Below are 23,095 nucleotides of genomic sequence, written 5' to 3' on the forward strand. Positions count from 1 at the left end.
GTGAAGGTTGGTGCCTCATATGTCCGATACATTTCTGTGATCTGACGGCGGTTTCATACGGGCGTGACAAGGCGGTTCCGCAGCGTGAAGGGCTGATCGGCACCCGGCAGACGGTGATCGACTCTCCGGGGCAGTGTCCGATAGTGAGCTCTGCCGCGGGCCATGTTCCCGGGGTGGCGACCGGTTGTCGGTGCGGCGCCCTAGACTCGGAGAGCGATGAGCAGCCTCTTTGACGACAGCTTCCTGGCGGACCTCCAGACCCCTCGCGGGCACGAGGAGGAACCCCCGCCGCCGCCCGAGGACGATCACGCTCCGGAGTCGCTTCCGGACGATCTGTTCGGCGGGAAGTTCGACGCGCCGCCGGACCGGGACGCGTACTACCGCGACGGCGCCCCGCGCCCGGCGCTCGACGCGGCCGCCCTCCTGGAGGGGCTGAACGAGAACCAGCGCGCCGCGGTCGTCCACGCCGGCTCCCCCCTGCTCATCGTCGCCGGCGCCGGCTCCGGCAAGACCCGCGTGCTCACCCACCGCATCGCCCACCTCCTCGCCGAGCGGAACGTGCACCCGGGCCAGATCCTCGCGATCACCTTCACCAACAAGGCCGCGGGCGAGATGAAGGAGCGCGTCGAGCAGCTCGTCGGCCCGCGCGCCAACGCGATGTGGGTCATGACCTTCCACAGCGCGTGCGTACGGATCCTCAGGCGTGAGTCGAAGAAGCTCGGCTTCACGTCGAGTTTCTCCATCTACGACGCCGCCGACAGCAAGCGCCTGATGGCCCTGGTCTGCCGCGATCTGGACCTCGACCCCAAGCGCTTCCCGCCCAAGTCCTTCAGCGCCAAGATCAGCAACCTCAAGAACGAGCTGATCGACGAAGAGGACTTCGCCGCCCAGGCGAGCGACGGCTTCGAGAAGACCCTCGCCCAGGCCTACGCGCTCTACCAGTCGCGGCTGCGCGAGGCCAACGCGCTCGACTTCGACGACCTGATCATGACGACGGTCAACCTGCTGCGCGCCTTCCCGGACGTCGCCGAACACTACCGCCGCCGCTTCCGGCACGTCATGGTGGACGAGTACCAGGACACCAACCACGCCCAGTACGCACTGGTGCGCGAGCTGGTCGGCACCGGCGCACACGATGAGGACACCCCGCCCGGCGAGCACGACCTCCGGCCCGCCGAACTGTGCGTCGTGGGTGACGCGGACCAGTCGATCTACGCCTTCCGGGGCGCGACCATCCGCAACATCCTCCAGTTCGAGGAGGACTACTCGAACGCGACGACGATCCTGCTGGAGCAGAACTACCGCTCCACGCAGACCATCCTGTCCGCCGCCAACGCGGTCATCGAGCGCAACGAGTCCCGCCGCCCGAAGAACCTGTGGACCAACGCCGGCCAGGGCGCGCGGATCACCGGCTACGTCGCCGACACCGAGCACGACGAGGCCCAGTTCGTCGCCGACGAGATAGACCGCCTCACGGACGCGGGTGACGCCAAGGCCGGTGACGTCGCCGTCTTCTACCGCACCAACGCCCAGTCCCGTGTCTTCGAAGAGATCTTCATCCGCGTCGGCCTGCCGTACAAGGTCGTGGGCGGCGTCCGCTTCTACGAGCGCAAGGAGGTCCGGGACGTCCTGGCCTACCTGCGCGTCCTCGCCAACCCGGAGGACTCGGTGCCGCTGCGCCGCATCCTCAATGTCCCCAAGCGGGGCATCGGCGAGCGTGCGGAGGCGATGATCGACGCACTCTCCCAGCGCGAGAAGGTCAGCTTCCCGCAGGCGCTGAAGCGCGTGGACGAGGCGTACGGCATGGCCGCGCGGTCCACCAACGCGGTCAAGCGGTTCAACGCGCTGATGGAGGACCTGCGCACGATCGTGGAGTCCGGCGCCGGACCGGCGACGGTCCTGGAGGCGGTGCTCGAACGCACCGGTTACCTGGCCGAGTTGCAGGCCTCGACCGACCCGCAGGACGAGACCCGCATCGAGAACCTTCAGGAACTGGCGGCCGTGGCTCTGGAGTTCGAGCAGGAGCGCGGTGAAGGAGAGGCCGGTACGCTCGCCGACTTCCTGGAGCAGGTCGCCCTGGTCGCCGACTCCGACCAGATCCCGGACGAGGAGGACGGCGACGGCGTCATCACCCTGATGACCCTGCACACCGCCAAGGGCCTGGAGTTCCCGGTCGTCTTCCTGACCGGCATGGAGGACGGCGTCTTCCCGCACATGCGCGCCCTCGGCCAGGCCAAGGAGCTGGAGGAGGAGCGGCGCCTGGCGTACGTCGGCATCACGCGTGCGCGGGAGCGGCTGTACCTCACGCGGTCGGCGGTGCGCAGTGCCTGGGGCCAGCCGTCGTACAACCCGCCCTCCCGGTTCCTGGAGGAGATCCCGGCCGCCCATGTGGAGTGGAAGCGGACGGGCGCGGTCGCACCCGTCTCCTCCGGGCCGGCTTCCGGGGTCGCGGCCTCGCTCTCCTCGTCCCGCTCGCGCTCGTCGGCGGCGGGCGCGTCCGGGTTTGCCACGCGGCGGACCTCGGAGAAGCCGGTGGTCGCCGTGGCGGTCGGGGACCGTGTGACCCATGACCAGTTCGGCCTCGGCACGGTCGTCGCGGTCAAGGGCACGGGCGTGAACGCCGAGGCGACGATCGACTTCGGTGACACCAAGCCGAAGCGACTGCTGCTGCGGTACGCGCCGGTGGAGAAGCTGTAGACGAAGGACGAAGTGAGCCCCGCCGGACCGGCGGGGCTCACCGCATCACAGGCTCAGGTCGGGTCCAGGCCGTGGCTGCGCAGCCACGGCAGGGGGTCTATGGCCGCCCCGCCCGCCGGCCGTACCTCGAAGTGCAGGTGCGGGCCCGTGGAGTTGCCCGAGTTGCCGGAGAAGGCGATCGGCTCGCCTGCCTTGACGGTCGTACCGGAGGGGACACGGTAGCTGGAGAGGTGGCAGTACCAGGTCTCCGTGCCGTCCATCGCCGTCACGATCAGCATGTTGCCGTAGGCACTGTTCCACTTGGTGGTGACGGTGCCGTCGGTCGCGGACATCACCGTGGTGCCGTAGGCGACGGGGAAGTCGATGCCCGTGTGCACGGACATCCAGTTCACACCGGCCTGGCCGAAGTACGCGCTGAGGCCCTTCTGCGTGACCGGCAGCACGAACTTGGGACGCAGCCGCTCCTTGAGGGCAGCCTCCGCGGCGGCCTTCTTCTTCTCCAGCACCTGCTGTGCCTTGAGGTCGATGCGGTCCTGCGTCCGGCTCGCCCGGTCGGCGAAGTCGTCGGCGCCGGCGGAGAGGGTCCTGAGCTGGCTGTCCAGCTTGCTGTTGGCGACGGACGGTTTCACCGCATGCGTGTCCGAGGCGGAGGCGGTGGTGTCCCTGCCGTCGTCGGTCAGGCCGCCGACAGAGGCGGCGGCGATTCCGGCGACCCCCATCACACAGGCCGAAGGCACGGCGACGGTCAGCAGTGCGGAACGCTTGGGGGGCGTACGGCGCCGGGAACGCGCCGCGCTGCGCGATCCCGCGCGGGATGCCGGGGCCGGGGTGGCCTCTTCCTGGTCCTCGAGCAGGGACGGTACGACGGGCAGCTCGCCCGTGGCCCCCGACTCGCCCTCTTCGGCGGGTGTATCGAACCCGCCGTACTCGCCGAACTCGTCCGGGGAGACGTTCTCGTACGCCACCTGCTCGAACGTCGCCGTGGCCTGCTGGTCGAACGGTTCGGCAAGCTGTGCGTGCGCCGCGGCCGAGCCGTCGGAGTTCCACTGCGTGGCGTCGTAGGTGCCCGTGTCGAAGGTCTGGGTACCCCACTCCCACTGCTGCGTGGGGTCGGTGCCGGCGGGCTGGTCGGGCTGCAGCCAGGCGCTCGCGTCCCACTGGCCGCTGATGTCGTTCCCCGTGGCCTGCGCGGGGACCGTCCAGGCAGTGGTGTCGTACACACCCGAGTCGTAGGCGGCGTGGTGCTGGGCCGCGTACGGGTCGTAGTTCAGGGGCTGCTGGCCGGTGCCGGTCTGCCACTGTGTGGTGTCGTACGCGCCGGTGTGCTGCTGCTGGCCCGGGAGGCCGCCGAAGAGGGGGTCGGTGCCGAAGGCCCCGGTGCCGGTGGCCGCAAAACCGGTGGCGTCGTAACTGCCGTACGTGGTGAGGTCGTCGTAGGGAGCTTCCTGTGCTCCGTACGACGCGTAGTGCGCGGCGGAGGCGTCGGAAGCCGGAGCCGGGGTGGTCATGGTCCCCGACGGGTGACGGTCGTTCACCAACTTCTCTTTCGCCTCGACAACAGGGGCTGCCAGAGCAGTGCGGCGACTGTACCCGGCGGTACGCGGGCGGGACAATCTTCGGCTGGTTTCGCGTTGGACCGAAACGGGCATTCGGCCGTGTTTCGGGGGACGACGGACGCGAGTTTGGCCTGGCGTTCGAAGCGTGTTCGATGTCCGGTGGCGGTGCGTCACCTCTGTACAGGCTGTGTCCGGCGCGTGCGGGCGCCCTCAGGTACCTGTCCGGCCGTGCCCTCAGGCCACCGTCAGACCGCCGGAGCGCCCGCCCTCGAGGTGCGCGGTGTCGAGAGCCTCGCGTATCCCCGCCGCGACGGCGGGGTGCACCGGCAGCGCGAGATGCCCGATCCCGGACACCCGGACGTTCTGCGCATCCAGGTCGGGGTGGTCGACGCAGGCCGTCTCGAGCGGATCCATCACGGAGTCGAGGTCGCTCCAGAAGCTGACGAACCGCGTACGGCAGCCGGGGGCGGGCCGGCTCAGTTCCTCGATCACCTCCGAGCCGGGCCGCATCTGCCGCACGATCGGATGCGCGCTGGCCAGTGGCACGACGCGGGTGCCGGAGTGCGGGGTGCCGAGGGTGACGAGCGTGCGCACCCGCAGATCGCCGCCCAGGCACTGTACGTAGTAGCGCGCGATCAGCCCGCCCAGGCTGTGCCCCACGATGTCGACCTGGCCGCTTCCGGTGCGCACGCAGATCTCTTCTATGTGCCGGCCCAACAGTTCCGCTGCGTTGCGTATGTCGCAGGTCAGCGGGGAGTAGTTGAGCGATTCGATGCGCTGCCTGCCGTTCTGGGCGAGGTTGCGGCGCAGCAGGACGAAGACCGAGCGGTTGTCGATGAAGCCGTGCAGCAGGACGACCGGCGGGGCGGACCGGCCGGGCAGCGGTGTGGCGCCCTCCTGTGCGGGGAGTGCGGGAACGCGGCGCTCCTGGGTGAGGCCGGTCGGATACAGCAGCAGATGACCGGCCAGGATCGCGACTTCCAGCGCGGTCGCCTTGAGCAGGGCCATGGACAGGTCGGCCAGTCTGCCGGGCCACAGGCGCCGGTAGAACGGGAGGAAGAGTGGCAATACCCCGGTGACCTTCATGGGCCGACCTCCTGTCGGCACACAGGGTGACGGCTCGATCCCCCGTGTGCCCTCATGTCCCACCATGTGATTTCCCCCTCGCTCCGCACCGTAAAACCGCCGGTTGCGGGATGCTGGAGATAACGTTCGTTCACTTCCCGACGGGTGACGGAACGCGCCGGATGTGCGGTACTTGTCGGTACGGACGGAAGCGGTCGCTTCCGTGGTCGCTTGATGGAGGCAGTGATGGGTGTGGCAGCCGGTCCGATCCGCGTGGTGGTGGCCAAGCCGGGGCTCGACGGCCACGATCGCGGGGCCAAGGTCATCGCGCGGGCGCTGCGCGATGCCGGCATGGAGGTCATCTACACCGGGCTTCACCAGACGCCGGAGCAGATCGTCGACACCGCCATCCAGGAGGACGCCGACGCGATCGGCCTGTCCATCCTCTCGGGCGCCCACAACACCCTCTTCGCCGCGGTCATCGACCTCCTCAAGGAGCGTGACGCCGAGGACATCCTGGTCTTCGGCGGCGGCATCATCCCCGAGGAGGACATCGCGCCGCTGAAGGAGAAGGGCGTCGCGGAGATCTTCACGCCGGGGGCGACGACCGCGTCGATCGTGGGGTGGGTGCGGGAGAACGTGCGGCAGCCGGCTGCCTCCGGCGGCTGAGCCGACGTTCACGTCGATTCGGGTGCGGGGGCCTGGGCCGGCCTGATCCCGGTGGCCGTAGGTGGCCGTACCAGGGGACTCCGCCCCCTGGACCCCCGGCCTATGCCCACCCACCACCCGACTCGGTCGGCCGAGAGGTGGCCCTACCCTCAAACGCCGGGCGGGCTGGTTGCGCTCAACTCCGTAGCCATGGCCGCCCGCAACCGCAACGTGCTCACCAGGCGCTGGAACGCCTCCGCCCAGTACCCACCGGCCCCCGGTGACGCGTCCTCCCGCTCGTCCGGTATCGCCAGCAGGCCGTCCAGGCGTGCTGCCTCCGCCGGGTCCAGGCAGCGCTCGGCCAGTCCCATCACCCCGCTGAAGCTCCAGGGGTAACTGCCGGCGTCCCGGGCGATGTTGAGGGCGTCGACCACCGCCCGGCCGAGCGGTGCGGACCAGGGCACCGCGCACACTCCGAGCAGCTGGAACGCCTCCGACAGGCCGTGCGTCGCGATGAAACCCGCAACCCAGTCGGCCCGTTCCCCGGCCTCCAGCGTGGCCAGCAGCTTCGCGCGCTCCGCCAGGGAGACCGCACCCGGCCCGCCGGCCTCCGGCGCCGACGGCGCCCCGAGCAGCGCTCTCGACCACTCGGCGTCCTGCTGCCGCACCGCCGCCCGGCACCAGGCCGCGTGCAGTTCGCCCTGCCAGCCGTCGGTCACCGGCAGCGCCACGATCTGCCGCGGGGTACGCCCGCCAAGCCTCGCCGGCCACGTCCCGAGCGGTGTCGCCTCCACCAACTGGCCCAGCCACCACGACCGTTCACCGCGGCCCGTGGGAGGCTTGGCCGCCACCCCGTCCCGCTCCATGCCCGGATCGCACTCGTGCGGCGCCTCCACCGTGATCGTCGGCGAGTTCCCCGTGCGGTCGACGGCCACACAGGCCGCGGCCCGCGCCGCCATGCGCCCGGCGAGCGCCGAGCCCGGCAGCGCGGACAGCAGCTCCGCGGCCGTCGCCCGGACGTTGCGGCTGCGATCGCCCAAAGCCTGCTCCAGGAACGGCTCGTCCTCGGGCGACAGACCCGTGCGCAGCGAGTCGAGGAACATGAGCCGGTCCTCCGCCCGCTCCGTCGCCCAGGTCGCCGCCAGCAGCTCCCGTGCGAGGGCGGGCGTACGGGCCCGCAGCGCGGCCAGCAGAGCGACCCGCTCGGCGAACAGCCCCTCCTGCCACAGCCGCTGCACCGCCTCGCCGTCCTCGGCATCCGGCAGTGCCGCGCCGCCGCCCGGCGCCGAGCGCAGGGCGAACCGCCAGTCCGCGTTCAGCCGGGCCAGCCACAACGCCCGCGGCCCCGCGAACGCCAGCGCCGCCGGCCGCAGGTCCGTGCGGCCCCGGGCGGCGTCCAGCAATGCGGGCAGGGTCTGCGGGGGCGCCGCGTACCCGTGGGCGTTGGCCGCCGCGAGCCACTGCGGGAGCAGCTCCATGAGGTCCGGTGAGCTGCCTCGGCGGCCGCCGCCTGCGCCGCCGGAACGGTCGGCCAGCAGCATGGTGAGCCTGCGGGCCGCGGCAGAGGGCAGCACCGGACGCGGGTCCTCGGGGGCGCGCTCCGGCCGCCGCGCCACCCGCGCGGGCCGCAGCCCCGCCCGCCGCCGCACAGTCGCCACGGCAGCGGCATCCAGCAACACCACGGGCGCCTCCCGCCCGGACAGGGCAACCGCCGGGGGCCGCCGGTCGGTGCCGAGAAGAGCGGCGGTGACGAGGTCCTCCCAGGAGGACGAGAACGGGGCGCCGCCGGATCCCGCGGCCACCGGCGCCGGTCCGCCTGCGGTGTTCCCACAAGCCAGGGAAACCGGGGCCTCCGTGGACGTCGTGGGACCAGCGGTCGGGCCGGCCTGCCTGTCCCGGGCGGTCGAGATGGCGTTCGCTGGGGCGGCCGAGCTGTCGGGTGAGGCCGCGGCGTCCGCCTGTGCGGTGGGGATCGAGGTGTCGTTCGTTGCGGTGTTCGAGTTGCTGGCCCGGGTCGGGATGCCGCTCATCGCGGTCGTCCGGTCAGCCGGTGCGGTCGAGGTTCCGTACATCACGTTCCCTTCCCTTGGAGTACCTGGGGCGTCGGCCCGGTCAGCACAGCGTCACCGGCTCGCCCGGGCCCTGGGGCCATGCCGTCAGTGGGGTGAAGCCGCGGTGGCCGCACTCGCCGAAGACCTTGACCGGGGCGCCACCGGAGAGGGCGACCAGGCGCCACAGGCCCGGGCGGGAGCGGGCGGCCGGGGTGATCGGCAGCGCCGAGTCCTCCTGTCCGTCGGCCAGTTGCCACCCGCCCGGCTCCCCGTCCGGTGCCGGGACGACCCGGTCCAGTGTGACCGGGACCGAGTCCAGCCAGGGGTCCTCGCGCAGCGCCTCGCCGTAGTGGGCCGCCGCCTGGGCCGTGGTCAGGCCCGGCGGGCGGAACGCGGCGGGTGCGGGCGGGGCGTACTGCTCGCCCAGGGCCGCCCGCACCTGCCCGGCGCCGGGGAACACGGACAGGTCGGCCTCCAGTGCCAGGCCGACCGGTAGCGACAGCTCAGGAGCCCGGCCGGCCGCGCCGTAGGAGAGGAGCAGCCGGGTGTGGCCCGAGTCGGTGCCGTGAAGCCATATCCGGCGTGTCGTCAGTTTCGGGTCCACCGTGTCGTACTGGGCGAGGACCAGCCAGCGGTCGCGCACCGGCGGGCCGTCCGCCGAGGCGGGCAGGCCGAGCCGGGAGCGGACCGTGGCCGCGAGGGCCTCCGGCAGCCGGTCGCGGCGCAGCCAGCCCTGGTCGAGGAGGTGCACCAGGGCACACTCCTCCAGCAGACGAGCCGGCCAGCCCGGTCCGGATGCGGGTATCGCACCCAACTCCCGTACGCAAGCTGCCAGTCCGGGGGCCTGAGCGTCGACCATGCGCGCCGCCGTCTCGTCCCACAGTCCGTACCCCGCCTGCTCCGCCGGGGCCAGGCCGCCGCGCAACAGGTCGGCCAGGCGCTGTTCCAGCTCCGTCGCGCCCGCCGTGACCCGCTCGGCCCGGCGCTCCGCCCGGCGCCGCGCCGCCTCCGGATCAGCGGAGCCGGGCGCGGAACTCCCGCCGGTCTCCGTCCGTTTGTCCTCCGCGCGCTTGCGCCGGCCCGCTAGCCACTGCTCGGCCCAGTCCGGCGGCTCGGCCGTCGCCGGTACCGCCCCGGCCGCACCCTCCCGGTCTGCCCACAGCAGCAGCAGTCCGAGCGCGTGCTTGCACGGGAACTTCCGGCTCGGACAACTGCACTTGTACCCGGGCCCGGCCGCATCCGCGAGGTCCACCACCGTCTGGTACGGCCTGCTGCCACTGCCCTTGCACAGCCCCCACACCGTCCCCTCTTTGCTGCCCGCCTCGGACCACGGCCCGGCCGCGCCCAGCTTGCTTCCCGCTGTGCGTGACGCGGCGTCAGGCGCCAGTGCCAGCACCTGTTCCGCGGTCCAGCGCACCCCCTGCTCAGTCATGCGAACGACGGTAGATCCCACCACTGACAATCGGTCCAGCGAGTCCGTTTGTGCAGGTCAGAGCGATTGTCAGTGGCGTGGTGCACGGTGGATGCCAGATCCGAACCGGCCGAGCTGGAGGGGACCTCAGCCATGACTGTGTCCGTGGAACCGACGTCCGTCGAAGCGAGCGGAAGCCAGGAGCCGCAGGCGTTGCGACCGCACGCCGAGAACGCCTTCGCCGCCGAACTCGCGGCGCTGGCCGCCCAGGACGACCGCCCGCGCCCCGCCCGCTGGAAGCTGTCGCCATGGGCGGTGGCGACCTATCTGCTCGGCGGCACCCTGCCGGACGGCACGGTGATCACACCGAAGTACGTGGGCCCGCGCCGCATCGTCGAGGTCGCCGTCACCACCCTCGCCACCGACCGCGCCCTGCTCCTGCTCGGCGTGCCCGGCACGGCCAAGACCTGGGTGTCGGAGCATCTGGCGGCCGCCGTCAGCGGCGACTCGACCCTGCTGGTGCAGGGCACGGCCGGCACGCCGGAGGAGGCGATCCGCTACGGCTGGAACTACGCGCAGCTGCTCGCGCACGGCCCCAGCCGCGACGCCCTGGTGCCCAGCCCCGTCATGCGGGCCATGGCCGAAGGCATGACGGCCCGCGTGGAAGAGCTGACCCGTATCCCGGCCGACGTGCAGGACACGCTGATCACGATCCTGTCCGAGAAGACCCTGCCGATCCCGGAGCTGGGCCAAGAGGTGCAGGCGGTCCGCGGCTTCAACCTCATCGCCACCGCAAACGACCGCGACCGTGGCATCAATGACCTCTCCAGCGCGCTGCGTCGCCGCTTCAACACCGTGGTGCTGCCGCTGCCGGAGAGCGCCGATGCCGAGGTCGACATCGTCACGCGCCGCGTCGAGCAGATCGGCCGCTCCCTCGACCTGCCGGCCGCGCCCGACGGCATCGAGGAGATCCGCCGGGTCGTGACCGTCTTCCGCGAGCTGCGCGACGGCATGAGCGCCGACGGCCGGACGAAGCTGAAGTCGCCGAGCGGCACGCTGTCCACCGCCGAGGCGATCTCCGTCGTCACGGGCGGCCTGGCCCTGGCGGCTCACTTCGGTGACGGCGTGCTGCGCCCGGGCGACGTCGCCGCCGGCATCCTCGGCGCTGTCGTCCGCGATCCGGCGGCCGACCGCGTGATCTGGCAGGAGTACCTGGAGACGGTCGTCCGCGAGCGCGACGGCTGGACGGACTTCTACCGGGCCTGCCGCGAGGTGAGCGTGTGAGCGCCGACTCCACCTGCGCAGACGACTCCTCCTGGGCAGACGACACTTCCTGGGGACGGCCGTACGCCTATGGACCGCTGCTGCTGGGCGTCCGGCACCACGGGCCCGGCTCCGCGCGCGCGGTACGGGCGGCCCTGGACGCCGCCCGGCCCGGCGTCGTACTGATCGAGGGACCACCCGAGGCCGATGCACTGATCCCGCTGGCCGCCGGCCCGGACCTGCGGCCACCGGTCGCCCTGCTCGCCCATGCCGTGGATGAGCCCGGCCGCTCGGCGTTCTGGCCGCTGGCCGAGTTCAGCCCCGAGTGGGTGGCGATCCGCTGGGCCCTGGAGCAGGGCGTCCCGGCCCGCTTCATCGACCTGCCGGCCACGCACACCCTGGCCTGGCAGGGAGAGGAGGAGTCCCTCTCCGGGCCCGGACCGGCCGACGCGCCCATGGGGAAGGAGGCCGAGGCCCCCGAGGGCACGGAGGGTCCCGAGCCCGCCCAGAACACCGAGCGGACGGAGGACACAGCGGGCCCCGGAGGGGACGAGGAGGTCGAGGACGTCGAGGACCAAGTCCGGGTCGACCCCCTCGCCGTGCTCGCGGAGGCCGCCGGTTATGACGATCCCGAGCGGTGGTGGGAGGACGTCGTCGAGCACCGAGGCCCGGGCCGCCGGGACCCGTTCGCGCCGTTCACCGCGCTGGAGGAGGCGATGACGGCGCTGCGGGAGCGGTACGGCGCCGGCGGGCGGTCCAGGGACCTGGTGCGGGAGGCGCACATGCGGCTCCAAGTGCGGGCGGCCCGGCGCGAGTTCGGCGAGGCGGTGGCCGTGGTGTGCGGGGCGTGGCACGTGCCCGCGCTGCGGGAGAAGACCGCCGTCACCGCCGACCGGGCGCTGCTGAAGGGGCTGCCCAAGGTCAAGGCCGACCTGACCTGGGTGCCGTGGACGCACCGACGGCTGGCCCGGTCGAGCGGGTACGGCGCCGGGATCGACTCGCCGGGCTGGTACGGGCATCTGTTCCGGGCGCCGGACCGGCCGGTCGAGCGGTGGCTGACCAAGGTGGCCGGGCTGCTGCGCGAGGAGGACCGGGTCGTCTCCTCCGCGCACGTCATCGAGGCGGTACGGCTCGCCGAGACCCTCGCGGCCATGCGCGGCCGTCCGCTGCCCGGCCTGAGCGAGACCACGGACGCCGTGCGCGCGGTGATGTGCGACGGCTCGGACGTACCGCTCGCGCTGGTCCACGACCGGCTGGTGGTCGGGGATGTGCTGGGGGAGGTGCCGGAGACGGCACCGGCCGTGCCGTTGCAGCGTGACCTGGCCCGGGAGCAGCGCAGGCTGCGGCTCAAGCCGGAGGCGCTGGAGCGCGAGCTGGAACTGGACCTGCGCAAGGAGACGGACGCCGGCCGCGGCAGACTGCTGCACCGGCTGCGGCTCCTCGGCGTCGGCTGGGGCGAACCGGTCCGGTCACGGGGGAGTACGGGCACCTTCCGGGAGACCTGGCGGCTGCGCTGGGAGCCGGAGCTGTCGGTGCGGGTCGCCGAGGCGGGAGTGTGGGGGACGACCGTGCTCGCCGCGGCGACGGCCAGGGCCGAGGCGGACGCGACGGCCGCGGGGGCCCTCGCCGATGTCACCGCGCTCGCCGAGCGCTGTCTGCTGGCCGGGCTGCCGGACGCGCTGCCCGTGGTGATGCGCGTGCTCGCCGACCGGGCGGCGCTGGACACGGACGTCGGCCACCTCGCCCAGGCCTTGCCCGCCCTGGTCCGCTCGCTGCGCTACGGCGATGTGCGCGGCACCGACACAGGCGCCCTGGCCGGCGTCGCGGCGGGCCTCGCCGAGCGGGTCTTCGTGGGCCTTCCGCCGGCCTGCGCCGCCCTGGACGCGGATGCGGCGGAGGAGATGCGGGGCCATGTGGACGCCGTGCACACGGCGGTGGGACTGCTGGCGGAGACCCTCTCCGGGACCTCGCCCGCAGGGCGCGGAGACCTGCGCGGCCGCTGGCGCTCCGTGCTGCGGACCCTGGCCCTGCGGGACACCGTGCCCGGTGTCGTGCGGGGGCGGGCCGTACGACTGCTGCTGGACGACGGCGAGCTGGGGGCGGAGGAGGCGGCCCGGCTGATGGGTCTGGTGCTCTCGCCGGGGACACCGCCCGCCGACGCGGCCGCCTGGATCGAGGGCTTCGTGGGCGGCGGGGGCGGCATGCTGCTGGTCCATGACGAGCGGCTGCTCGGCCTGGTCGACGCCTGGTTGACCGGGGTGCCCGCGGAGGCGTTCACGGACGTACTGCCGCTGTTGCGGCGCACGTTCTCCGCGTACGAGCCCGCAGTGCGCAGAACCCTCGGCGAACTGGTGCGGCGCGGTCCGGGGGAGACGACCGGTACGGCCGCTCAGGGCAGCCGCACACCCGGCTTCGCCGCGGAGCCGGACACCGAGCGCGCCGACGCCGTACTCCCGGTGCTGCTCCTGCTGCTCGGCCTGGACTCGGAACAGCAGGCGCAGCAGGAGACGACCGAAGCCAACAGCTATGCAGGGGTGGGCACATGACAACCAAGCCGATGGTGAACGGCGTCGGAACCGGCACCGGCGACGCCGCCCGGGAGCGGCTGCGGCGCTGGCGGCTGGTGCTCGGCGGCGACCAGGCCGACGGCACCGGGTGCGCCCTGTCGGGCCGTGACGCGGCGATGGACGGCACGCTCGCCGCGCTGTACGGCAAGGGGGACAAACCGCAGGCGGGACGGGAGCGTTCGGCGGGTCTCGGCGCCTCGGCGCCGTCCGTGGCCCGCTGGCTCGGGGACATCCGCACCTACTTCCCCTCCTCCGTCGTCCAGGTCATGCAGCGCGACGCCATCGAGCGGCTGGGGCTGGCCTCCCTGCTGCTGGAGCCGGAGATGCTGGAGGCGGTCGAGGCCGACGTCCACCTGGTCGGCACGCTGCTCTCGCTCAACAAGGCGATGCCGGAGACGACGAAGGAGACGGCACGGGCGGTCGTGCGCAAGGTGGTCGAGGATCTGGAGCGGCGGCTCGCCACGCGCACCCGGGCCACCCTCACCGGCGCCCTGGACCGCAGCGCGCGCATCAACCGGCCACGCCACCACGACATCGACTGGAACCGCACCATCGCGGCCAACCTCAAGCACTACCTGCCCGAGTACCGCACGGTCGTGCCGGAGCGGCTCATCGGGTACGGGCGGGCCGCGCAGTCCGTGAAGAAGGAGGTCGTCCTCTGCATCGACCAGTCGGGCTCGATGGCGGCGTCCGTGGTCTACGCGTCGGTGTTCGGGGCGGTGCTCGCCTCCATGCGGTCGATCAATACCCGGCTGGTCGTCTTCGACACGGCGGTCGTGGACCTGACCGACCAGTTGGACGACCCGGTCGACGTCCTCTTCGGCACCCAGCTCGGCGGCGGCACGGACATCAACCGGGCGCTCGCCTACTGCCAGTCGCACATCACCCGGCCCGCCGAGACGGTGGTCGTACTGATCAGCGACCTGTACGAGGGCGGCATACGCGACGAGATGCTCAAGCGGGTCGCTGCGATGAAGGCGTCCGGGGTGCAGTTCGTCGCCCTGCTCGCGCTGTCGGACGAGGGGGCGCCCGCGTACGACCGGGAGCACGCGGCGGCGCTCGCGGCACTCGGCGCACCGGCCTTCGCCTGCACGCCCGATCTGTTCCCGGAGGTGATGGCGGCGGCGATCGAGAAGCGGCTGCTGCCGATACCGGACACCGCGTGACACCAGGCTGGAAAAGGGGCATGACTACCCATCGGTAACAGGGGGCTTGCGCTACCTCGGGCCGAGCGTGCGAGGATCGACGCCGCCCGCCCCGTGCCGACCTGAGGAAGCTCCACCTCTTGACCTTGCCAGCAGCTCTGTTCGGTACCGCTGTGCGCATGCTGCGTACTGCGGCGGGACGGCGTGCGCTGCAACTGGCGCTGCTGGTCGGCGGGTTGTTCATGCTCGGGTTCCTCTGCGGGGAGCAGGCCCACGCGGCCGAGCGGAGCCCGGTGGCCCCGGTGCCTTCGGCGCGCCCGCAGGCCGGGCAGGAAAGCGCGGTACGAGGCGCCGCACGGGACGAGGTACGGGCCACCGCACCAGACGCGGTACGAACGGTCACCGAACGGGCTGTCACCCCCGTACGGGACGTCGTACAGATGACCTCCCGGGCCCTCGACGAGACACGGGCCAAGGCGCCGGCGCTGCCCGCCGCCCCGTCCGTGCCCCTGCCGGAACTTCCCGAACTCCCCGAAGTCTCCGAGCTGCCCGTGCGTCCGCTGCCCGCGCCGGTCACCCCGGCACCCCGGCCGCACCGGCACACCGGCACGGCACCGACGGCGGGCAAGGGCGGCCACAGCACCACCGGGGCCGGCACCGAGGCCCGTACCGCCGTGCCCGCACGGCCGCAGGCCCCCGCGTACGGACCGGACGCCACGCCCGTCGCCCCGCAGTCCTCGGCGCACGCCCCCGTCCACCGCGCCACCGCACCCGTCGGCGCACCGGCCCGGCCCGCGCCCACCGGCGACCCGGACGGCGTGCTCGGCAAGCAGGCGGCCGACGGCACCGCATCACGCCACGGTGACGCACACGCCGTGACCCTCGACGGCCGGGCGCCGCTGCGGCTCCTGCCCGGCACCGCCGCGCGCGTCGACGCGTCCGGACCCCTGGAACGGCACCGGGACATCCCGGTCTTCCCCGGCTAGGCAGCAGGCCCCCTCCCCGCCACGGACCTGTCGCGCGGGGGCGGAACAGGTCTGCCCGCCCCGCCGGATCCGCCGGCCTCTCCGGCGCTCTCCGGACGGAACCCCCTAGCTGTTTCCGAAGGACTTGACGCACACATGAACAAGAACATCCGCCGCTCGATCGTGATAGCCGCCGGTGTCACCGGCGCATGGGCGCTCGGCTCGGCCGCGGCCAGCGCTGACGAGCTGTCCACCCCGGTGGTCTCCGTACCCGACGCCGACAGCAGTACCGGCACCGTCGCCGGGACCGTCGGCGGCGTCCTCACCGACGTCCACGACACCGTCTCCGACCTCACCGGCACGGCCACCTCGGTCACCTCGACCGTCTCGGGCACGGCGGCCAAGGCGCAGCAGCAGACCCGGACCGTCACCGGCACGGCCGATCAGGCGCGCCGCTACGTCGACGCGAAGGTCCCGGCCGCCGCGAAGATCAGGGGCGGCCAGGCCATCAAGGGCGCCCGAGCCGCCCGTACGGCCCAGGCGCAGGCGGAGGCACACGCGCAGCAGGCGCAGACGGACGGCGCCCCGGTCCACGGCCGGACCACGGCCCAGGCCGCCGAGGCGGCCCACACGGTCTCTCACCTCTCCGCGCCGTCCCCCCAGGACGAGATCGACTACCTCTTCGGCCCCCTCTCCTCCTTCGCCCCCGAGGTGGAGGAGGCGCTGGCCGCCGCCCAGACCAAGCTCCAGGCCACCCAGTCGGCCGCGCGCCTGCGCGCCGAGGGGATCGAGGGCGCCGTACGGACGACGGCACAGCAGAGCGTGGCCGGGGCGCAGGGCCGGACCGCCGGTGCGGTCGCCCTCGCGGGCGGCGAGGCGGCACGGGCGACCGGCGCCGCCGAGGCCACCGTCGCCTCCGTGCCCGCGCACGTCACCCGCACGGCCGACGGCGTCGAGCAGCGAGTCGTCGGCACGGTGCGGGCCGTCCCGGGCGCGGTCACGCCCGTCGTGGCCGAGACGACCGCCGCGGCCGTCCCGCCGGTGGCCTCCGCCGCCGTGACCGGCGTGCTGCCGGTCGCCGACGAGGCGGTCACGGGCGTGAAGCCCACTGCCGGTCACGCGGTCGCGGGCGCGTACGGCACTGCCTCGGCGGCGGTGGCGGGTGTGCATGGCACCGCTACGGGCGCGGTGGCGGGCGTCCAGCCGACCGCCGGGCACGCGGTCGAGGGTGTGTACGGCAGCGCCTCGGCGGCGGTGGGGACCGTCCAGGGGACCGCCACGGGGACAGTGGCGGGTGTCCTGCCGACCGCCACCGACGCGGTCGCCGGTGTGTACGGCACTGCCTCGGCGGCGGTGGCGGGTGTGCACGGGACCGTTACGGGTGCCGCGACCGGTGTGCACGGGACCGTTACCGGGACAGTGGCGGGCGTCCAGCCGACCGCCGGGCACGTGGTCGCGGGCGCGTACGGCACCGCCTCTGCCGCGGTCGCGGGTGTGCATGGGACCGCCGCGGGTGCCGCGACCGGTGTGCACGGTGTTGCCATGGGTGCGGTGGGTGAGGTGCGCGGGGTGGCCGTCGGCGGGGTCGGTGACGTGGACGGGGTCGGCAGCGGTGTCCTCGCCGATGCGCTGCCGGTTGCCGGTGGGCTCCTTGCCGATGTGCCTCCGTACGCCACCGGGCTGGCCGGGCAGGTCGCCCACGACACCGCTGACGCCGTGCTGCCGCCGGTCGCCGGGACCGCCGTGCACGGGGTCGTGCCGGTCGCGGGGCAGGCCGTGGCGGATGCGGGGACGCTCGCGTACGGCGTGGTCGGCGACGTGCAGCCCTTCGCGGGCGGGGTCGCGGGCGCCGTACCGCCGCTCGCGCACGGGGTGACGGGGCAGACCGGTGCCTTCGCGCAGGGCGTGATCGGCCAGGTGCCGCCGTTCGCGGCCGGAGTCACCGGTGCCGTGCAGCCGGTCGTCGACACCGTGACCGGGACCGTGCGGCCGGTGGCCGACGGCGTGGGCGGCAGTGCGGCCGCGCTGGCGTACGGCGTGACCGGGGACGTGCAGCCCTTCGCGGGCGGGGTCGTCGGCGCGACCGGGCCGCTCACGCAGCAGGTCGGGCCCTTCGCGTACGACGTCGCCGCGACGGCCCGGGCGGCCGGCGGTCCGTCGGCCGGGCACGCCGTCGCCGGCGCCGAAGGGGTCGCCGGGTCCGTGACGCCCGGTTATGTCCAGGGGCTGACGTACGCGCACGGTGTGCAGGACGTGCAGCAGGGCATCCAGCAGCAGGGCTGAGCGCCCCGGACGGACTCCGCGGGGTGACCGACCCGAACGGCCGAATGCCATCGGCCCGTCCGGCCGGACCCCGCGGGAAAAGGGCGGGTGGTCCCCATTGGGGTGGGGACCAACCGCTCCGGGCTCTCAGGGCCCATCAGAGGCCTCACCGGGTCAACCCCAGCCCGGTGAGGCCTCGCACATCACCCATACGTCGGCACGCCGTGCCAGCAATCCCGGCATCATGTGACAGGTATCACCGCTCAGGTGTGACCCTCGATTTAGGGGCCTCCTGCAAGCAGCGATAACCTGCGAGACGGACATGCCGCGCGCTCGGACACCGTGTGCGCATCCCTTGTGACACAGCGGACGTCACGTTGCCCTTCGCGGCACGCCCACGCATCCAACGAACCGCGAGATCACTGATAGGGACGGAAGCGCGTGGACCTGTTCGAGTACCAGGCGAGGGACCTCTTCGCCAAGCACGATGTACCGGTGCTGGCCGGTGAAGTCATCGACACGCCTGAGGCGGCGCGCGAGATCACCGAGCGGCTGGGCGGCAAGTCCGTCGTCAAGGCGCAGGTGAAGGTCGGTGGTCGGGGCAAGGCCGGTGGCGTCAAGCTGGCCGCCTCCGCGGACGAGGCCGTCGCCCGCGCGACGGACATCCTCGGCATGGACATCAAGGGCCACACGGTCCACAAGGTCATGATCGCCGAGACCGCTCCGGAGATCGTCGAGGAGTACTACGTCTCCTTCCTCCTCGACCGCGCCAACCGCACCTTCCTCTCCATCGCCTCCGTCGAGGGCGGCATGGAGATCGAGGAGGTGGCGGCCACCCGTCCGGAGGCCGTCGCCAAGACCCCGATCAACCCGATCGACGGCGTGGACGAGGCCAAGGCCCGCGAGATCGTCGCGGCCGCCAAGTTCCCGGCCGAGGTCGCCGACAAGGTCGCCAACGTCCTCGTCAAGCTGTGGGACACCTTCATCAAGTCGGACGCCCTCCTGGTCGAGGTCAACCCGCTCGCGAAGGTCGCCTCCGGCGAGGTCATCGCCCTCGACGGCAAGGTGTCGCTGGACGAGAACGCCGAGTTCCGTCACCCCGAGTACGAGGAACTCCACGACAAGGACGCCGCCAACCCGCTCGAGGCGGCAGCCAAGGCGAAGGGCCTCAACTACGTCAAGCTCGAGGGCGAGGTCGGCATCATCGGCAACGGCGCGGGCCTGGTCATGTCGACCCTGGACGTCGTCGCCTACGCCGGTGAGAACCACAAGGGCGTCAAGCCCGCCAACTTCCTCGACATCGGTGGCGGTGCCTCCGCCGAGGTCATGGCGAACGGCCTGGAGATCATCCTCGGCGACCCGGACGTCAAGTCCGTCTTCGTCAACGTCTTCGGCGGCATCACCGCGTGCGACGCGGTCGCCAACGGCATCGTGCAGGCCCTGGAGCTCCTGGAGTCCAAGGGCGAAGAGGTCACCAAGCCGCTGGTCGTGCGTCTGGACGGCAACAACGCCGAGCTCGGTCGCAAGATCCTTGACGACCGCAACCACCCGCTCGTGCAGCGCGTGGACACCATGGACGGCGCGGCCGACAAGGCCGCCGAGCTGGCTGCTGCCGCGAAGTAAGGGACGAGGTCACACACAACCATGGCTATCTTCCTCACCAAGGAATCCAAGGTCATCGTCCAGGGCATGACCGGCTCCGAGGGCCAGAAGCACACCAAGCGCATGCTGGCTTCCGGCACGAACATCGTCGGTGGCGTGAACCCGCGCAAGGCGGGCCAGAGCGTCGACTTCGACGGCACCGAGATCCCGGTGTTCGGCTCGGTGGCCGAGGCCATCGAGAAGACCGGCGCCGACGTCACGGTCATCTTCGTCCCGGAGAAGTTCACCAAGGACGCGGTCGTCGAGGCCATCGACGCCGAGATCCCGCTCGCGGTCGTCATCACCGAGGGCATCGCGGTGCACGACACGGCCGCCTTCTGGGCCCACGCGGGCAAGAAGGGCAACAAGACCCGCATCATCGGCCCGAACTGCCCCGGCCTGATCACCCCGGGTCAGTCGAACGCCGGCATCATCCCGGCCGACATCACCAAGCCGGGCCGCATCGGTCTGGTCTCGAAGTCCGGCACGCTGACGTACCAGATGATGTACGAGCTGCGGGACATCGGCTTCTCGTCCTGCGTCGGCATCGGCGGTGACCCGATCATCGGCACCACCCACATCGACGCGCTGAAGGCGTTCCAGGACGACCCCGACACCGACCTGATCGTCATGATCGGTGAAATCGGCGGCGACGCCGAGGAGCGGGCCGCGGCCTTCATCAAGGAGAACGTGACCAAGCCGGTCGTCGGCTACGTCGCGGGCTTCACCGCGCCCGAGGGCAAGACGATGGGCCACGCCGGTGCCATCGTGTCCGGCTCGTCCGGTACCGCCCAGGCGAAGAAGGAGGCCCTAGAGGCCGCCGGTGTCAAGGTCGGCAAGACGCCGACCGAGACGGCGAAGCTGGCGCGCGAGCTGCTGGCCGGCTGAAGTCACTCCAGCTGATTCCGGTGGGCCCGTTCCCCTGCGTGGGGGCGGGCCCACCGGCGTTTCCGCCGGCCACGCCGGTGGGCCAAAGGGGCGCGGGGAACTGGGGGAACTGCGTGACCAGCCACCACGCACCCGCAGCGCAACAGCCCGCAGCTGAGCGGCGGCGCGTCAGCGGGCCGTCGGCACCACGCGTTCCGGGCCGTTTGCCGCCTCTCGGTGGAGTCTTGTGCGCAGGGCCAGCTGCTCCCGGGACAAGGGGCCCATGACTGCCGGTGGGGGGACCCCCTGTACTGCCTGGGCCGGGGCGATGGGGGGCTCGTAGCGGGTCGGGGCCGTTCGTAGCGTGAGCGTCGTCGCGCCGATGATCGCGACCGTGAAGGCGATGGCCGCCCGGGTCCAGAAAAGGCTCCGGCGCTCGCCGCAGGTCCGCACCGTCGGCGGCCTGGCCGCGCGCAGGTGCTCCGTGGCGGCCAGTTCCGCGAGCCGGCGGTGCAGCGCGGCCGGATCGGCCAGCTCCGGTACCTGGGCGGCCACGGCAGCGCGCGCATGGGTCAGACGGTTCGCCGCCGCCGGGGTGCTCGCCTCCGTCTCCGCCGCCGTCTCCGGCAGGTCGAGGCCGACGCCGTCGTAGAGCACGAGTGTGCGCCGGTACGAGGGCGGGAGGTCCAGCAGGGCGTGCAGCAGCGCGCGGTCGGCGGGATCGGCGGGCGGGGGCTCCGGGGACCGGTGGCGCGGGCGGAATCGGTGCCAGGGGGAGAGGGCGCACTCGTACGCCATCGACCGCACCCACCCGGCCGGGTCCCGGTCCCGGGCCACCTCGGGCCAGCGCTGCCAGGCGAGTTGGAAGGCCTGCTCCACCGCCTCCCGGGCCAGCTCCCGGCGCCCGGTGAGCAGATAGGTCTGGCGTACGAGGGCGGGGGCGCAGAACGCGTACAGCGCGTCGAAGGCCTGAGCGGGTGTCAGGGCATACGCCTCCTGAGTCTGCGTCAGCGACCGGGACTCGGCAGGGCTCTCCGTCACAGGACACCACCCCTTCGTACGAAAAAGTACATAAACATATATTGAGCGACACATCGGAGGTTCGCCCGTTACGCCGGGAAAGCGCGTGTCGTTGGGAGCATGGCGGACGTGACCCTGATGACCGCTCGCCGACCGTTGTTGCCGCTCCTGCTCCTGCGGATGCGCAACCGTTCGCCCGGGCTGGGTGAGAGCCTCCTGGGCGGCGCGGTCGCCGCCGGGCTCGGACTCGGCTCGCTCGCCGTGCTCGTCCTGGGGCTGTGGATCAGCTCGCCGTACCCCGACAGCGGGCCGGGCGGCGCGCTGCACATCGCCGCCGCGCTGTGGCTGCTGGCGCACGGGGTCGAACTGGCCCGCACCGACACGCTCTCCGGCGCGCCCCAGCCGATGGGCGTGACCCCGCTGCTGCTCCTCGCGCTGCCCGTGTGGCTGCTGTACCGGGCGGCGCGGGAGGCGACGGACGTGTCCGCCGAGCCGGACGGCCCGCCGCCGGTTCCGGCCGGTACGGCGTGGACGGGGGTCGTGCTCGGCTATCTGATGGTCGGCGGCGCGGCCGCGCTGTACTGCTCGGGCAGCGAACTGCGGCCCGAGTGGGGCTGGGTGACGGTGTGCCTGCCGCTGGTCGCCGCGAGCGCGGCGGCGGCCGGGGTCTGGTCGGCGTACGGCTGTCCGAGTGATCCGGTGCTCAGCCTGCTGCTGGTGCTGCCGGAGCCGGTGCGGCGGCTGCTGTCCGGGGCGGACGCGCGGGTGCGGCTGGGTACGGCCGTACGGGCCGCGGGCGCCGGGACGACGGTGCTCTTCGGGGGCGGGGCGCTGTTGCTGGGGGCGTCACTGGTGCTGCACGGCGAGGCGGCGCGGGCGTCCTTCGTGCAGCTGACCGAGGGCTGGACCGGACGGTTCGCGGTCCTGCTCCTCGGGGCCGCGTTGATCCCCAACGGGGCGGTGTGGTCGGCGTCCTACGCCCTCGGTCCCGGCTTCGTCCTCGGCGCCGGACACCTGGTGTACCCCTTCGCCTCCGACCCCGCCCCGCTGCTGCCGCCGTTCCCGCTGCTCGCGGCGGTACCGGACGCGGGCGCCGGGACGCCGCTGAACTGGGCGGCGGGACTGGTGCCGGTGGCGGCCGGGGTGACGGTCGCGTGGTTCGTGGCACGGGCGGCCGTGGCGCGCGGGGGTCAGGCGGAGGGGGAAGGGGCGGAGCCGGGGCAGCCGTCGATGCGCTGGTCGGCCGGGCGGACCGCCGGGGTGCTGGTGCTGGCGGGGCTGGTGTGCGCGGTGGTCTTCGCCCTCCTCGCCGGGCTGTCCGGCGGCCCACTGGGCGTGGCCGCGCTGGCCGGCTTCGGCCCGGTGTGGTGGCAGAGCGGGGGAGCGGCCGGGCTCTGGATCGTGGTGACGGGGCTGCCGGTGGTGCTGGTGGTACGGGCGTGGCGGATGCGGAGTCGGGGGGCGCGGGGCGCGATCCCGGGGCAGGGGACGGAGAGCGCGAGAGAGGCGGCGAAGGAGGCCGAGGGGGAGACCGCGAAGGACGCCGGGCAGGAGTCGGCGAAGGACACCCGGGGCACGTCGGGCAAGGCGGCGAAGGGCGCGTCGAGAAAGGCTGCGAAGGACCAGGCCCACCCGGAGCCGGCGGTCACCGCCACCGAGCCGGACGAGGCCGAGCTGTACGACTTTCTGCCCGCCGACGACCCGTTCGCCTCGCCCTGGCCCGACGACCTCGGAGCCGGACGATGCGCCCCCGCCGACCGGCCACCCTTGCCGGAGCCGTCACGCCCCACGGACCCCACGGACGGCACGCACCCCACGGACACGCCTCACCCGCCCGCCGAGCCACCCGTCCCACCCGACGCATCCGACTCACCGGGCACCGACACGGTCTAGGGGCGCTCTGCCTGAACCTCGATCACGGACGCGAAGAATGACCA

15 protein-coding genes are annotated in these 23,095 nt (G+C 72.9%); 10 read left to right on the forward strand and 5 right to left on the reverse strand.

The features are described 5' to 3' along the window. Positions 1-216: 216 nt before the first annotated feature. Complete coding sequence (pcrA, locus tag AQI88_RS11225; RefSeq protein ID WP_066995896.1) at positions 217-2,697, forward strand: DNA helicase PcrA; 2,481 nt, start codon at positions 217-219, stop codon at positions 2,695-2,697. Positions 2,698-2,750: 53 nt separating this feature from the next. Here the strand turns inward: pcrA and AQI88_RS11230 are convergent, their stop codons facing one another. Further along, a complete protein-coding gene (locus AQI88_RS11230; protein ID WP_066995899.1) occupies positions 2,751-4,232 on the reverse strand; it encodes a M23 family metallopeptidase in 1,482 nt (493 codons plus the stop codon). 255 nt (positions 4,233-4,487) lie between these two features. Then, positions 4,488-5,339, reverse strand: a complete 852-nt coding sequence (locus tag AQI88_RS11235; RefSeq protein WP_066995902.1) for an esterase/lipase family protein — start codon at positions 5,337-5,339, stop codon at positions 4,488-4,490. Positions 5,340-5,564: 225 nt separating this feature from the next. Between AQI88_RS11235 and icmB the strand changes: the two genes are divergently transcribed. After that, positions 5,565-5,987 (forward strand): coenzyme B12-dependent isobutyryl CoA mutase small subunit, encoded by a 423-nt coding sequence (gene icmB / locus AQI88_RS11240; protein WP_066995905.1) that lies wholly within the window; start codon positions 5,565-5,567, stop codon positions 5,985-5,987. A 149-nt stretch (positions 5,988-6,136) separates the two neighbouring features. Here the strand turns inward: icmB and AQI88_RS11245 are convergent, their stop codons facing one another. Further along, positions 6,137-8,038, reverse strand: a complete 1,902-nt coding sequence (locus AQI88_RS11245; RefSeq protein ID WP_244184101.1) for a DUF5691 domain-containing protein — start codon at positions 8,036-8,038, stop codon at positions 6,137-6,139. A gap of 40 nt (positions 8,039-8,078) precedes the next feature. Further along, positions 8,079-9,449: an SWIM zinc finger family protein gene (locus AQI88_RS11250; protein WP_066995908.1), complete on the reverse strand. Its 1,371-nt coding sequence runs from the start codon at positions 9,447-9,449 to the stop codon at positions 8,079-8,081. Positions 9,450-9,581: 132 nt separating this feature from the next. Here AQI88_RS11250 and AQI88_RS11255 point away from each other — a divergent pair, with 132 nt between their 5' ends. The 7 genes from AQI88_RS11255 to sucD all read left to right on the forward strand — a co-directional run bounded on the left by AQI88_RS11255 (position 9,582) and on the right by sucD (position 20,159). Further along, positions 9,582-10,712, forward strand: a complete 1,131-nt coding sequence (locus AQI88_RS11255) for an ATP-binding protein (protein ID WP_066995911.1) — start codon at positions 9,582-9,584, stop codon at positions 10,710-10,712. A 77-nt stretch (positions 10,713-10,789) separates the two neighbouring features. Beyond that, on the forward strand, positions 10,790-13,237 hold the full coding sequence (locus AQI88_RS11260) for a DUF5682 family protein (RefSeq protein ID WP_066996138.1): 2,448 nt from the start codon (positions 10,790-10,792) through the stop codon (positions 13,235-13,237). Then, positions 13,234-14,424 (forward strand): VWA domain-containing protein, encoded by a 1,191-nt coding sequence (locus AQI88_RS11265; protein ID WP_244184102.1) that lies wholly within the window; start codon positions 13,234-13,236, stop codon positions 14,422-14,424. The genes AQI88_RS11260 and AQI88_RS11265 overlap by 4 nt, the downstream gene beginning before the upstream one ends. A gap of 158 nt (positions 14,425-14,582) precedes the next feature. After that, positions 14,583-15,389: a hypothetical protein gene (locus tag AQI88_RS11270; RefSeq protein WP_066995917.1), complete on the forward strand. Its 807-nt coding sequence runs from the start codon at positions 14,583-14,585 to the stop codon at positions 15,387-15,389. A 135-nt stretch (positions 15,390-15,524) separates the two neighbouring features. Then, positions 15,525-17,651 carry a hypothetical protein gene (locus tag AQI88_RS45875; RefSeq protein ID WP_066995920.1) on the forward strand — a complete coding sequence of 709 codons (2,127 nt, stop codon included), beginning with the start codon at positions 15,525-15,527 and terminating at the stop codon, positions 17,649-17,651. 420 nt (positions 17,652-18,071) lie between these two features. Continuing rightward, positions 18,072-19,253: an ADP-forming succinate--CoA ligase subunit beta gene (sucC, locus tag AQI88_RS11280; protein ID WP_066995931.1), complete on the forward strand. Its 1,182-nt coding sequence runs from the start codon at positions 18,072-18,074 to the stop codon at positions 19,251-19,253. A gap of 21 nt (positions 19,254-19,274) precedes the next feature. Beyond that, a complete protein-coding gene (gene sucD, locus AQI88_RS11285; protein WP_066995933.1) occupies positions 19,275-20,159 on the forward strand; it encodes a succinate--CoA ligase subunit alpha in 885 nt (294 codons plus the stop codon). Between the two features lie 168 nt (positions 20,160-20,327). Here sucD and AQI88_RS11290 read toward each other — a convergent pair whose 3' ends face one another. Then, positions 20,328-21,560 carry an RNA polymerase sigma factor gene (locus AQI88_RS11290; protein WP_425264564.1) on the reverse strand — a complete coding sequence of 411 codons (1,233 nt, stop codon included), beginning with the start codon at positions 21,558-21,560 and terminating at the stop codon, positions 20,328-20,330. Between AQI88_RS11290 and AQI88_RS11295 the strand changes: the two genes are divergently transcribed. Further along, positions 21,486-23,051, forward strand: coding sequence for a cell division protein PerM (locus AQI88_RS11295; protein ID WP_425264565.1), 1,566 nt, complete (start codon positions 21,486-21,488; stop codon positions 23,049-23,051). The two genes, AQI88_RS11290 and AQI88_RS11295, sit on opposite strands and share 75 nt — an antisense overlap. Positions 23,052-23,095: the final 44 nt, after the last annotated feature.

Origin of the sequence: Streptomyces cellostaticus (assembly GCF_001513965.1) — a bacterium.
GTDB lineage: Bacteria > Actinomycetota > Actinomycetes > Streptomycetales > Streptomycetaceae > Streptomyces > Streptomyces cellostaticus.

Coding starts and splice junctions, on each gene's coding strand:
- icmB (WP_066995905.1), top strand. CDS start 5,565: ATGGGTGTGGCAGCCGGTCCGATCCGCGTGGTGGTGGCCAAGCCGGGG.
- AQI88_RS11235 (WP_066995902.1), bottom strand. CDS start 5,339: ATGAAGGTCACCGGGGTATTGCCACTCTTCCTCCCGTTCTACCGGCGC.
- AQI88_RS11270 (WP_066995917.1), top strand. CDS start 14,583: ATGCTGCGTACTGCGGCGGGACGGCGTGCGCTGCAACTGGCGCTGCTG.
- AQI88_RS11265 (WP_244184102.1), top strand. CDS start 13,234: ATGACAACCAAGCCGATGGTGAACGGCGTCGGAACCGGCACCGGCGAC.
- AQI88_RS45875 (WP_066995920.1), top strand. CDS start 15,525: ATGAACAAGAACATCCGCCGCTCGATCGTGATAGCCGCCGGTGTCACC.
- AQI88_RS11255 (WP_066995911.1), top strand. CDS start 9,582: ATGACTGTGTCCGTGGAACCGACGTCCGTCGAAGCGAGCGGAAGCCAG.
- sucD (WP_066995933.1), top strand. CDS start 19,275: ATGGCTATCTTCCTCACCAAGGAATCCAAGGTCATCGTCCAGGGCATG.
- pcrA (WP_066995896.1), top strand. CDS start 217: ATGAGCAGCCTCTTTGACGACAGCTTCCTGGCGGACCTCCAGACCCCT.
- AQI88_RS11250 (WP_066995908.1), bottom strand. CDS start 9,449: ATGACTGAGCAGGGGGTGCGCTGGACCGCGGAACAGGTGCTGGCACTG.
- AQI88_RS11245 (WP_244184101.1), bottom strand. CDS start 8,038: ATGTACGGAACCTCGACCGCACCGGCTGACCGGACGACCGCGATGAGC.